This window comes from Allobosea sp. CCNWLY174 (assembly GCF_037120455.1).
Classification (GTDB): Bacteria; Pseudomonadota; Alphaproteobacteria; order Rhizobiales; family Beijerinckiaceae; genus Allobosea; species Allobosea lupini.
In genome coordinates this window covers 192,273-204,450 of record NZ_JBBBBQ010000008.1, presented here as the reverse complement: position 1 = coordinate 204,450, position 12,178 = coordinate 192,273, and the positions used below count along the sequence as shown (strand labels likewise).

Annotated in this window: 14 protein-coding genes and 1 tRNA gene; 13 read left to right on the top strand and 2 right to left on the bottom strand. The window is 65.8% G+C overall.

What is annotated here, in order from left to right:
• Positions 1 to 58 precede the first annotated feature (58 nt).
• From V7S63_RS21755 to V7S63_RS21740, 4 genes are all read left to right on the top strand, one after another.
• Positions 59 to 133: transfer RNA gene (locus V7S63_RS21755), tRNA-Thr, on the top strand.
• A 526-nt stretch (positions 134 to 659) separates the two neighbouring features.
• Entirely contained in the window at positions 660 to 1,328 is a 669-nt protein-coding gene (locus V7S63_RS21750; RefSeq protein ID WP_336531746.1) for a helix-turn-helix domain-containing protein, read from the top strand.
• A 223-nt stretch (positions 1,329 to 1,551) separates the two neighbouring features.
• Complete coding sequence (gene dnaK, locus V7S63_RS21745) at positions 1,552 to 3,462, top strand: molecular chaperone DnaK (protein WP_336531745.1); 1,911 nt, start codon at positions 1,552 to 1,554, stop codon at positions 3,460 to 3,462.
• The gene (locus tag V7S63_RS21740; protein WP_336531744.1) at positions 3,443 to 4,030 is read left to right on the top strand and encodes a nucleotide exchange factor GrpE; all 588 of its coding nucleotides are present in this window, start codon (positions 3,443 to 3,445) and stop codon (positions 4,028 to 4,030) included. Before dnaK ends, V7S63_RS21740 begins: the two co-directional genes overlap by 20 nt.
• A 3-nt stretch (positions 4,031 to 4,033) precedes the next feature.
• Here the strand turns inward: V7S63_RS21740 and V7S63_RS21735 are convergent, their stop codons facing one another.
• Both V7S63_RS21735 and V7S63_RS21730 read right to left on the bottom strand, forming a co-directional pair.
• Positions 4,034 to 4,387 carry a chaperone modulator CbpM gene (locus V7S63_RS21735; protein ID WP_336531743.1) on the bottom strand — a complete coding sequence of 118 codons (354 nt, stop codon included), beginning with the start codon at positions 4,385 to 4,387 and terminating at the stop codon, positions 4,034 to 4,036.
• A complete protein-coding gene (locus V7S63_RS21730; RefSeq protein ID WP_336531742.1) occupies positions 4,388 to 5,299 on the bottom strand; it encodes a J domain-containing protein in 912 nt (303 codons plus the stop codon). It abuts the gene before it with no gap.
• A 190-nt stretch (positions 5,300 to 5,489) separates the two neighbouring features.
• On the opposite strand from V7S63_RS21730, the gene V7S63_RS21725 reads away from it, so the two are divergent.
• The 9 genes from V7S63_RS21725 to V7S63_RS21685 all read left to right on the top strand — a co-directional run bounded on the left by V7S63_RS21725 (position 5,490) and on the right by V7S63_RS21685 (position 12,127).
• Complete coding sequence (locus V7S63_RS21725; protein ID WP_091833896.1) at positions 5,490 to 5,930, top strand: Hsp20/alpha crystallin family protein; 441 nt, start codon at positions 5,490 to 5,492, stop codon at positions 5,928 to 5,930.
• Between the two features lie 13 nt (positions 5,931 to 5,943).
• Positions 5,944 to 6,327 (top strand): Hsp20/alpha crystallin family protein, encoded by a 384-nt coding sequence (locus V7S63_RS21720; protein WP_336531741.1) that lies wholly within the window; start codon positions 5,944 to 5,946, stop codon positions 6,325 to 6,327.
• 13 nt (positions 6,328 to 6,340) lie between these two features.
• Entirely contained in the window at positions 6,341 to 6,844 is a 504-nt protein-coding gene (locus tag V7S63_RS21715; RefSeq protein WP_091833890.1) for an Hsp20/alpha crystallin family protein, read from the top strand.
• Between the two features lie 218 nt (positions 6,845 to 7,062).
• Positions 7,063 to 7,716, top strand: coding sequence for a BON domain-containing protein (locus V7S63_RS21710; protein ID WP_091833887.1), 654 nt, complete (start codon positions 7,063 to 7,065; stop codon positions 7,714 to 7,716).
• Positions 7,717 to 8,043: 327 nt separating this feature from the next.
• On the top strand, positions 8,044 to 9,744 hold the full coding sequence (locus V7S63_RS21705) for a cation:proton antiporter domain-containing protein (protein ID WP_336531740.1): 1,701 nt from the start codon (positions 8,044 to 8,046) through the stop codon (positions 9,742 to 9,744).
• 164 nt (positions 9,745 to 9,908) lie between these two features.
• Entirely contained in the window at positions 9,909 to 10,520 is a 612-nt protein-coding gene (locus V7S63_RS21700; protein WP_091833880.1) for an HdeD family acid-resistance protein, read from the top strand.
• Positions 10,521 to 10,542: 22 nt separating this feature from the next.
• Positions 10,543 to 11,055: a redoxin domain-containing protein gene (locus tag V7S63_RS21695; protein ID WP_336531739.1), complete on the top strand. Its 513-nt coding sequence runs from the start codon at positions 10,543 to 10,545 to the stop codon at positions 11,053 to 11,055.
• Positions 11,021 to 11,563, top strand: a complete 543-nt coding sequence (locus tag V7S63_RS21690; protein ID WP_336531738.1) for a DsbA family protein — start codon at positions 11,021 to 11,023, stop codon at positions 11,561 to 11,563. Before V7S63_RS21695 ends, V7S63_RS21690 begins: the two co-directional genes overlap by 35 nt.
• Before the next feature lie 135 nt (positions 11,564 to 11,698).
• Entirely contained in the window at positions 11,699 to 12,127 is a 429-nt protein-coding gene (locus V7S63_RS21685; protein ID WP_336531737.1) for a PRC-barrel domain-containing protein, read from the top strand.
• Positions 12,128 to 12,178 lie beyond the last annotated feature (51 nt).

Below are 12,178 nucleotides of genomic sequence, written 5' to 3'. Positions count from 1 at the left end.
CGGCGCGGCGCTTTCCAGGTCCTCGATCGACCCGAAACGCCTGCATAAGCACGGTCCTGCTGCGGTAGCTCAGTGGTAGAGCACTCCATTGGTAATGGAGAGGTCGAGAGTTCAATCCTCTCTCGCAGCACCAGCCCCACCCCCCTTATTTTGCGGAATAAGGCTGCACCAGCAAGGGTTTGGCAACCACCGAGTGGTATACTTGGTACTCTGCGTGGCCAATCCTTGGAAACATCCGAAGACCACCGCAAACGCGTCCCCAAGGACCTTGTGGACGCGGTCGTGGGCCGCACAACGTCAACGGACGTGCGCCTGACTTTCGTCCCTGGGGAAGGTATCGGCCAGTGGGTCGCTCGCGGAGTTCGTGCGCGCCGTCGTCTATCAGCCCATTGACCTCCTGGTGCCGAGGCGACTGACGCTGGCCAAGCATGGCCCTTTCCGGCCTGGGGCCGGGTGCATACAGGCTTGCGTCGTCGCGACACCCGCGAAGGACCAGGCGCGTCTTACCCCCATGACCGCCAGCCATATCGAAGGAAACGCCCCGATCAGCGGGATGCGGGATTCTACGATACGGACAGACCCCCAATTCCCCTTCGACGAAGGCTGACGAATGGTGCATGGCAAGCCTTCGCGCGCTGGCGGAGGATGGGGAGGCCACCATGCTCGACGCATCCGCGACGTCCGCGACCCTGCAACGCCTGCCAAGCGCGCCGACCGCCGAGCCGACACGGCTGCGGTCGCTGGCGCACCTGCGTCGCTTCGATCGCGAGCAGGACATCTACGGCCAGGAGGAGCGCAGCGACACCTGGTATCGTGTCATGTCCGGCTCGGCGCGCAAATTTCTGATGCGCGCCGACGGGCGCAGGCAACTGGTCGACATCTATCTGCCGGGAGATCTGTTCGGCTTCACCTCCCGCCTGCGCCATCGGTTTGCCGTCCAGGCCGTGACTGAGGGAACAGTGATCGCCTGTTACCCGCGCCAACGTGTCGAGGCGCTGGCCAGGGAAGACTCCGAGACCGCCCTCGAAATCAGAATGCAGATCCTCGAGGCATTGGAACGGCTGCAGGAGCAGCTCCTGGTGATCGGCACGATGACGGCCCAGGAAAAGGTCCGGGAATTTCTGTTCTACTTTCACCGGAGGCTTTCGGCCGACAGGGACGAGGGCATGGCGCTGCCGATCTCGCGCTACGACATCGCCGACATGCTCGGTATCTCGCCCGAAACGGTCTGCCGCGCCATTACCGATCTGCAGGCGCGCGGCGTCATCTCGCTGGAGGGTCCGCGCCGCATCAGGATCACCCGGAGGCGAGGCGGCCAGAACGGCTGAGGGCGGATGACGCGGCGCCGAACGACCTGCCATCCGTAACGTCGCCTCTCCCTTCTCCTCGAGAAAACCCGGCTCGACGGCGAGCCGCCGTCGCAGTGCAAAATCGTCAACAGGCTCGAAACTGACGACCGTCAAGGCCGGCGGCCTGGTCATCGGCAAGGCTTCGGATGCGGGCGCAGTCGCACCGGCCGCATCAGGCGCCCAATTTCGATGGAGATGGAAGATGGCAACGAAGGTGATCGGCATCGATCTGGGCACGACCAACTCCTGCGTCGCGGTGATGGAGGGGGCGCAGGCCAAGATCATCGAAAACGCGGAAGGCGGCCGCACCACCCCCTCCATCGTCGCGTTCACCAAGGATGGCGAGATTCTGGTCGGCCAGCCGGCCAAGCGGCAGGCCGTGACCAACCCGGAGAACACGATCTTCGCCGTGAAGCGCCTGATCGGGCGCCGCTACGACGATCCGGTGGTGGAGAAGGACAAGACGCTGGTCCCCTACAAGATCGTCAAGGGCGACAATGGCGATGCGTGGATCGAGGTGGCGGGAAAGAAACACAGCCCAAGCCAGATCAGCTCCCACATCCTGGTGAAGATGAAGGAGACGGCGGAGGCCTATCTCGGCGCGAAGGTGACCCAGGCCGTCATCACCGTACCGGCCTATTTCAACGACAGCCAGCGGCAGGCGACGAAGGATGCCGGCAGGATTGCAGGGCTCGACGTACTGCGCATCATCAACGAGCCGACGGCCGCCGCGCTTGCCTACGGGCTGGACAAGAAGACGGCAGGCAAGATCGCGGTCTACGATCTCGGCGGCGGCACGTTCGACATCTCGCTGCTCGATATCGGCGACGGTGTGTTCGAGGTGAAGGCCACCAATGGCGACACCTTCCTCGGCGGCGAAGACTTCGACAAGCGCGTCGTCGACTGGCTGGCGACCGAGTTCCAGAAGGACCAGGGCATCGACTTGCGACAAGACCGGCTGGCGATCCAGCGGCTGCGCGAAGCCGCCGAGAAGGCCAAGATCGAGCTTTCTTCGACCTTGGAGACAACCGTCAGCCTGCCTTTCATCACAGCCGACCAGAACGGCCCCAAGCATCTCGAGATCAAGCTCAGGCGGGCGAAGCTGGAAGATCTGGTCGACGATCTCATCCAGCGGACCGAGAGCCCCTGCCGGGCGGCGATGAAGGACGCCAAGGTTAAGACGTCGGACATTGACGAGGCTGTTCTCGTCGGCGGCATGACGCGCATGCCCAAGGTGCAGGATGTGGTCTCCGACATTTTTGGCAAGGAGCCGAACAAGAGTGTCAATCCGGACGAGGTGGTGGCGATCGGCGCCGCGATCCAGGCCGGTGTGCTGCAGGGCGACGTCAAGGACGTGCTGCTGCTCGACGTGACCCCGCTCTCGCTCGGCATCGAGACACTCGGCGGCGTATTCACGCGGCTGATCGACCGGAACACGACCATCCCGGCGACGAAGAGCCAGACCTTCTCGACGGCCGAGGATAACCAGAATGCGGTCACGATCCGCGTCTTCCAGGGCGAGCGCGAGATGGCGGCAGACAACAAGCTGCTCGGCCAGTTCGATCTCGTCGGCATTGCCCCGGCGCCGCGCGGCGTGCCGCAGATCGAGGTCACCTTCGACATCGACGCCAACGGCATCGTCCACGTCACGGCCAAGGACAAGGCCACCGGCCAGGAGCAGCAGATCAAGATCGAGGCCTCCGGCGGCCTCACGCAGTCCGATATCGACCGCATGGTGCGGGAGGCGGAGGCCAATGCGGAGGCCGACAAGCAGAGGCGTGCTCTGGTCGAAGCGCGCAACCAGGCGGATGCGCAGATCGGAACCAGCCAGAAGGCTCTGGACGAGGCGAAGGACAAGGCGCCCTCGGTGGACCGGACGACCGTCGAGAAGGCCATCCAGGAGGTCAAGTCGGCCATCGCCGGGGCCTCGGCCGACGATATCGAGACCAAGGCCAAGGCCTTGCAGGTCGCCTCGGCGGAGTTCGGCACCAAGGTGCAGGAGTCCGCAGGTGCCCCGGGCTCCGGTTCCGGCGAAGCGTCGGCCGCGGGAGACGATGTCGTCGACGCGGATTTCGAGGAGGTGAACGACAAGAATGGTCAGCGCCATGGTTGAGGCTCCCCACGGACAGAAAACTGCGGAGCCGATGCCCCAGTCACCGGACACGCCCTCCGCGCAATCTGCCGCCCCGGCCTCGCAGGCGGCGCTCGAGTTCGAGCTCGCCGATGTGAAGGACAAGCTGCTGCGCGCCCTGGCCGAGCAGCAGAACATCCGCCAGCAGATGCAGCGCCAGCGCGAGGAGGCGGTGAAGTTCGCCGCCTCGCAACTCGCTGGCGACCTCGTGGACACGCTCGACAATCTGCGCCGCGCCATCGAGAGCATGCCGCCAGGCGCAGCCGATCACGCGTCGATCGGACCGCTCCTGAAAGGCGTCGAGACCACCGAGAGCAACCTGCTGGCGACGCTGGCGCGGCATGGCATGCGACGCATCGATCCGCTCGGCGCGGCCTTCGATCCGCATATCCATCACGCCATTTTCCAGCGACCGGACGAGACAGCCGCGGACGGCACCGTCGTCGAGGTCCTGCAGCCAGGCTATACGCTTCACGACCGGGTGCTTCGCCCGGCGATGGTTGGCGTGGCGGTTCGCGAACCGCACGATGGCAGCCCGGCCGCCGGCTAGGAGTCAGCGGACAGCCGGCGATCGGCGGTAGCTCAGCGTGTAAAGCCGCCTCGGGTCGCTCACGAGGCGAGCCCGAACGCCATCAGGCTGCACCGCCAGCGTATCGATCAGATGGCCGAGGGCGGAACGCAGGCCATAGAGCTGGTCGATCAGATCCAGCACCAGATCGACGCCTTCCTCGTTCAGACCCATCCCATCGGTCAGATCCACGATCAGGGCCGCACGCGCGACATCGACGTCGCGGATCACGCGCTGACCTTCGCGAACGGGCGGCAAGATCCAGCCCCTGTCGACGAAGGCCTGCAGCGTGTCATCGTCGACAGGACGATGTCTCTTGGGTTCGAAGTGATCGAGCATCTAGACCCCCATTGCCTGCCGCGGATTGAAGTCCTTGCCGGCTGACCAGCCAACGACGAATGCCTTCAGCTCGGGATCCTGCTGTTCCGGAAGGACGATCTTGAGTGTTGCGTAGACGTCGCCCCGGCTCCCGTCCCGCCGGGCGACACCCTGTCCCTTCAGCCGCAGCGTGCGCCCGCTGGATGAATTCATCGGCACGGATACCGCTACCGTGCCTGCCGGCGTCGGCACCTTGACCTTGCCGCCGAGCACGGCCTCGCGGAGCGAGATCGGGAGATCAAGCCGGATGTCGTCGCCCTCGCGCCGATAGAAGGGATGGGCGCGCACATGGAGCTCGATCAGCGCGTCACCGGCTTTCACTCCGACGTCGCCGGCGCTGCCCTTGCCCCGCAGCCGAAGGGTCTGCCCATCGCGCGCACCGGGTGGGATCCTGACGTCCAGCGTCTGGCCTCCGGGCAGCGTCACCTGATGCGTGCCGCCGTTGACCGCCTCAAGGAAATCGATCTCCATGGAATAGCGGATGTCGCCGCCGCGCTTGCCGAACGGTCCACTCCTCTGGCGCGAGAAGAACTCGGCAAAGAGGTCGTCGCCGCCGAAATCCGCGAAGCCTTCGCCATAGGACCCTGCGCCCGCATCCGCGCCGGCAAAGTCGCGATAGTAGCGTCGTTCGGCCTTTTCGGCTCCCGTCGCTTCGATTTCGCCGCGATCGAAGCGCCCGCGCTTCGCCTCGTCGCGCAGAATCTCGTAGGCCGCCGACAGAGCCTTGAAGTCCTGCTCGGCCTTCTTGTTTCCGGGATTGAGGTCCGGGTGCAGCTTCTTGGCCCTCCGGCGATAGGCAGCCTGGATATCGCTCTGCGAGGCGTCGCGTTTGACGCCGAGGGTCTCATAGGGATCGCCGCTGCTCGTCGGCATGATCGCGGACCTGTCCTTCGCGGGCGCGGCCCCGGCGTGATGACCGCCGTTGGCGGCGTGCGTCGGGATGCTGGCAAGACCTAGCCGGAATTCAGTGCTCCCAAACTGACGGTCATCAATGCCGCCCGCGTCCAGCCGAGGCACGGTGTCCGGGACATCGGTGTCTCACGCGCGCAGAAGGACGATCGGCATGCTGCACAATCTCGACAATACGGGGCGCGGGTTTGACCCGGTACGCCAGATGCGCTTCGCCCAGAGGGATATGAGCCGGCTTTTCGACAATCTCCGTGTCGCCGCGCCTCCCGAATTTCCGCCGATGAATGTGTGGGCCGGAAGCGACGGCGCCGTGGTCACGGCCGAGATTCCCGGCGTTGTGCCCGAGGAACTCGATATCGCCGTCCATCAGAACACGGTGACGCTGCGCGGCCGCCGCACGGCCCAGCCGCCGGCGGACGACGCGGTCGTCCACCGCCAGGAACGTATCACCGGGGCTTTCGCCCGCAATCTCGTCCTGCCTTTCCGCGTCGACGGGGACCGCGTCAAGGCAACATTCCGGAACGGTGTGCTGCGGCTCGATCTGCCCAGACCCGAGGCGGACAAGCCGCACAAGATCACCGTCAGCCGCATCTGAGGACGAAGCCGCCATGAGCGACCAGCAGCCCAATGGCCTCCAACCGGCCGAAGCCACGCGCAGCGAGCCTGCTTTCACCCCGCCGACCGACATCGTCGAGACCACGGCCGGCGTCCAGGTGGTCCTCGACATGCCGGGCGCGGATCCCGACACCCTCGACGTCACCCTCGACAACCGCGTTCTGCGGATTTCGGCGCGATCCCAATCGAGCGCGCCGGACGGCTACGCCCTGGTCCATGCCGAGTATCGGGACGGCAGTTACGAGCGCAGCTTCACCGTCTCCGAGCCGATCGACGTCGGGAGGATCGAGGCGGTGCTGAAGGATGGCGTGCTCCGGTTGACCCTTCCGAAGGCCGCGCCGTCCCCAGCCGCCAAGATCAATGTCAAAGCCGACTGAGGGAGCAAGCCCGATGAAGATCACGGACCTCGTCCCATGGCGTGGCGCGGGCCGCCACGTCGCCGCCGGAACCGACGCGACGGACCCCGTCCGTGCACTGCAGCTCGATGTCGACCGCGCCTTCGACCGGTTCTGGCGCATGGTGCTGAGCCCGTTCGCCCCGGTCGGCGCCTTGGCACCAACGCAGCCTGTCAGCGTTGATGTCGCCGACAACGGCAAAGAGATCACGGTCACCGCGGAGCTGCCCGGCTTGAGCGATACGGATGTCGAGCTGTCGGTCGGTAATGGCCAGTTGACGATCCGCGGCGAGAAGAAGTCCGAGCGTGAAGCCGAGGAAAGCGGCGTTCTCGTCAGGGAGCGGGTTTACGGCGCCATCGAGCGGATCGTTCCCCTGCCAGCGGGTATCGACGCCGGCGCCGCCAAGGCCAGCTTCGACAACGGCGTGCTGACGATCGTGATTCCGAAGTCCGCAGAGGCGCAGGCCGAAACGAAACGCATTCCAGTCCAGGCGGGTTGACCTCCCTCCCCATTGCCCCGCGACCCGCCTCACTGTCCGCGACCGCCCGACGGTTGCGGACTGTTCTTGTGCAGCACCGGCGGACGGGGAGGACACGCCCTGCCTCAAAACTGATGGCCGTCAAGGCTGGCGGCGGTACGCAGACGCTAGCCTCCCATCGCTGTGCGGGGATGTCTTCGCCCAGCCCAGGCCAATCACCCGCCACGGAGGATTGCATCATGAGAGCAGACAGCGACATCAAGCGCGACGTGGAAAGCGAACTGAAATGGGATCCGGACATCGACGCTTCCGACATCGGCGTCGCGGCCAAGGATGGGGTCGTCACGCTGAGCGGCTTCGTCCGCAGCTACAGCCAGAAGTATGAGGCCGAGAAGGCGGCGAAGCGGGTCAAGGGAGTGCTCGGCATCGCCAACGACATCGAGGTCCGTCTCCCGCTGGTCCACGAAAAGCCCGATCCCGAGGTCGCCCGCGCCGTCGTCGAGGCGATCAAGAACGAGCTTCCCTATTCCCACGAGAACATCAAGGTCGTGGTCAAGAGCGGCTGGGTGACCCTCGAGGGCACGGCGGAGTGGGAGTATCAGCGCAACCGCGCGGAGGCGGCGGCGCGAAAGGTCAGGAGCGTCAAGGGCATATCGAACCTGGTGACGCTCAAGCCGCGCATCGCGCCTTCGGAGATCAAGTCCAAGATCGAGGAGGCTTTGACGCGGATGGCGGAGGTGGACGCGAAGCGCGTGACGGTCGCCACCGACGGCGGGGTCGTGACCCTCTCGGGAACGGTCCGGTCCTGGGCGGAGCGCCAGGAGGCCGAGCGCGCAGCCTGGCGGGCGCCGGGCGTCACCAAGGTCGAGAACCGCATCATCATTTCTCCGTGATGCAGCAGAGGAGGGACCAGCCGGACCTTTGGCCGGTCCGGCCGGTCACTGTCGCAGAGGAGCTTTCGACGTGAACCACACGTGGGCGCGCAAACCTGATCTGCCCGAGACCGTAGGTCCCGACCCGGTCGAGCAAGCCAGTCTGGACTCGTTTCCTGCGAGCGACCCGCCTTCGTGGGCGCCCTTGCATGTCGGCCGCCGCTCGACAGCGCAGCCGTCGGACACTGCCACGGCGCCTGGTGTCGACGAGACCCGTCGCCAGGCTGACGAAACGTCTCCAGCTGATCCTGCCGTGATGACACAGGTCCGTCGCGGATCGTCGAGGGCATGATGGACGATCTCCTGGCCCGCACACTCATTCTCCTCGCCGCGTCGGGCCTCGCGGTCGGGCTTCTCACCATGCTGCGAATGCCCGCGGTGATGGGCTACCTCGTCGTGGGCGCGGTGCTCGGGCCGCATGCGCTCAACCTGATCGACAATGCCGAGCACACGAAGTTTCTTGCGGAGCTCGGCCTGATCTTCCTCATGTTCATGGTCGGGCTCGAATTCTCGATGCCGACAATTCTGCGCGCGGGGCGGGACGTGCTCGTCGCCGGCAGCGTGCATGTCGGCCTCATGATGACGCTTGTGACGGCGGGACTTGTCCTGACGGGCGTGCCGGTGCAGCCGGCCGTCATCATGGGCGGCGCCATCGCCATGTCGTCGACCGCCGTCACGCTGAAGCAACTCGCCGAGCAGGGCGAAATCAGCAGCCGCCACGGACGGCTCGCGCTCGGGATACTGCTATTCCAGGATCTGGCGACGCTGCCTCTCATCATTCTGGTCGGCGCCTGGGCGCAGAACGGATCGCTGGCGCCGATGGAGATTCTCAAGCAGATCGCGGTTGCGACCGGGGCTCTCGTCGCCGCCGCCGTCATCGCGCGGCCTCTGATCCGTCTCGGCTTCTCTTGGGTGCTCAAGTCGCGCTCCGCCGACCTCTTCCTGCTGTGGGCGCTGATGACTGCGCTTGGCACCGCCTATGTCGTCCATCTGGCGGGGCTGCCTGCGCCGATCGGAGCCTTCGTCGCGGGCATGGTCATCGGCGAGAGCGAATTCCGTCATCGGGTTGAGGAAGACATCCGGCCATTCCGTGACGTGCTCGTAGGCCTCTTCTTCATCACGGTTGGCATGGGCATCGACACGTCGGCTGCAGCGAGCTTTCCCGGCATGATCGTTGTCTGGCTGCTCGTGCTCGTTCTGGCGAAGCCGCTCGTGGCCTTCGTGACCGGCCTGATTGCCGGGGCGCCACGTGAGGCCTCCGCGCGGACCGCCGTTATCGTGGCGCATGGCGGCGAGTTCGGGCTGCTGCTGACATCGCTCGCCCTCCAGTCCGGCCTGGTGTCGGCGGCGCTGGGCCAACCGGCGCTGATCGCGCTTGCCCTGACGATGGGGTTCGCCCCCCTCCTGATCCAGCGCAACCATTGGGCCGCATGGCTATTCGACCGTCGCGAACGTCGCATCGCCGCCACGGAGGCATCGATTCGCATGCAAAGCGGCAGCCTGCATGATCACGTCATCCTGTGTGGCTGTGGTCGCGTGGGCCGGCTCGTAGCGACCGTCCTGGAAGCCGCGGGGATTGCGTATATTGCCATCGAGACGGATCTGCCCCGATTCCGGACGGCTCGCCGCCAAGGTCACGAGGTCGTCTTCGGCGATGCGAGACATCACCGCATTCTCGAGGCGGCGGGTCTGGACCGGGCCCTTCTGGTCGCGATCACCTTCGATCATCTGAACACGGTGGAAAGCATCCTGCACCGGGTCAGAGCGATCGAGCCAGGGCCGGCATCCCTGGTGTCAACCGCCGACGATCTCGACATGGCGCACTTCGCGCGCCTCGAGGCGACCGCGGTCTTTCCCGAAAACCTCGCAGCCGGCCTCGCGCTTGCGGACCGGGCGCTGTTGCTGTGCGGGAAGTCGCAGGACGACGCAGCTCGCATCGTGAACGGGGTCAGGGCGGAGCTCGTCGAGGTCAACGGGCTTGCGGCCTGACTGCCGAGGACCGGCGCGGGCGACCGAGCTCAGCCGATCGTCCTTCCCGGCGCGGCGCCCGGGCGATCCGAAAGGTCGAGCCGTTGCGGCAAAACTGACGGCCATCAAGGTTCCACCGGGCCTGGCGGAGTAGGTTTCGGCCACGGATCTGAACGGAGAGCACGATGACGGATCTCCCTGTGAATGACGGCGCGAAAACCCAGGCGATGAACGACATGCTCGCCGATAACTGGTGGGCCGTCGCGCTGCGCGGCGCGGTCGCGATCCTGTTCGGCATCACCGCCTTTGCGATGCCGGTCGTCACGATGCTGTCGCTGGTCTTCGTCTTCGCCGCCTTCAGCATCGTCGACGGCGTCTTCGGGATCGTCATGTCGGTGCGGGGAGCGCGAAAGGGCGAGCGCTGGGTCTGGCTGCTGCTGAGCGGCATCTTCGGTATCGCCGCCGGCGTCGTCGCGGCGCTGTGGCCCGGGCTGACGGTGCTGGCCTTCGTCCTCCTGATGGCGGCATGGGCGCTGATATCGGGCACGCTCATGCTGATCTCGGCTTTCCGGCTCAAGATCGACCATGGCCGTGTCTGGCTGGTGATCGGCGGCATCGCCAGCATCGTGCTCGGGGTTCTCCTCGTCATATCGCCGTTCATCGGCGCATTGGTGCTCACCTTCTGGACCGGCGCGCATGCGCTCGTGCTGGGCGGCACGCTTCTGGTGCTGGCGTACAGGCTGCGATCCCACCGAACCGGATTGCCGGGCAATCTCGCCGCCTCCGGCGCGGCCTGAGCGATCGGGAAAGGATCTAGACATGGCCACAATTCTCGCATCCGGCACGAAGGCGCCCGCCTTCACGCTTCGCGTCACGCCCGACCAGACCTTGTCCCTGTCCGAATTCGCCGGGCGGCGCCTGATCCTGGCCTTCTACCCGGCGGACTGGAGCCCGGTCTGCGGCGACCAGATGACGCTCTACAACCACGTGCTGACGGAGTTTCGCAAGAAAGGCGCGGACCTCGTGGGCATCTCCGTGGACGGCCCGTGGTGCCATCAGGCCTTCGCCCGCGACCGGAACCTGCATTTTCCGCTGCTGGCCGATTTCCATCCGAAGGGAGAGGTTTCGCGCGCCTACGGCGCCTACCGCGAAGATGTCGGCGAGAGCGCCCGCGCTCTCTTCATCATCGATCAGCACGGCATGATCGCATGGAGCCACCTGTCTCCGGTCGCGGTCAATCCCGGCGCGGACGGCATTCTCGACGCCCTCGACCAGATGCCAAACCTGGAGCAGAACCATGTCGACGCTCAAAGTTCCCGTCAGCCCGCGTGACCACCGCCGCGGCGGGCCCAACGCGGCCGTCACGCTGGTCGAATACGGCGACTACCAATGCCCCTATTGCGCGGCCGCCCATCCGGTCGTCCGCTTCCTGGAGAGCCGGTTCGGCCCGGCCCTGTCGGTCGTCTTCCGGCATTTTCCGCTGATCGAGGTCCATCCGCTCGCGGCGCCGGCGGCGGAGGCTGCGGAATATGCCGGCGATCACGGCCGGTTCTGGGAGATGCATGATGCGATCTTCTCCAACAACAACCGGCTGAGCACGCAGTTGCTGTTCGCCCTGGCCGGGACGTTGCAGTTGTCGCAGATGGGCCTTCGGGATTCGATCGCCCGCTCGTTGCACGCGGACAGGATCCGCGAGGATTTCATCGGCGGCATTCGCAGCGGCGTCAACGGAACGCCGACCTTCTTCGTCAACGGCGTGCGTCATCAGGGCGGGTTCTCGGCGCCGGAGCTCGCCGCCTCGATCCAGAACGAGATGGGTGTGCTGGCGCCGGCGCGCTGAGTGCGCGCTGGCGCGAAAAACTGACACCCGTCACGGCGGTCGCGACGGTCCCAGTTCACCTTGTCGGCACCCTCGACGCCGCGCAAAGCCACTGCTCCCGCGCGCAGGCATCGTTCAAGAACCGGAGGTCTCGTGATGCAGCCCAACAGCGACGCCCTACGCCGCCGACTCCACTGCGCGCTCGCAGCCGCCTCGATCACGATGCTGACGGCCGCGGTCCTGATGCCATACGGCACAGGACCGGCATTCTCGCAGAGCGTCGTGGTGCTCGACGTCGATGTAAAGGAGGTCGCCAAGGGTTACCGCGCCTCGAAGCTGTCCGGCTCCAATGTCCAAAACGGAGCCGGGGAGCGCATCGGCTCGATCAGCGATCTGATCGTCGACCGGGAGAAGGTTCTGTTCGCCATCCTTCAGATCGGCGGATTTCTCGGTCTCGGCGCGCACCTCGTCGCGATCCCCTACCCCGCCCTGGAGATCAGCGCGGATGGCTCAAAGATCGTCCTCGCACAGGGCAGCAAGGAACGACTGCAGAAATTGCCGGAATTCAAGTATCCGCAGCAGTAGGGCATGACGCCGTCGCTCGCCTTGAACGCTCGGCTCCGGCGCATCGGCGCC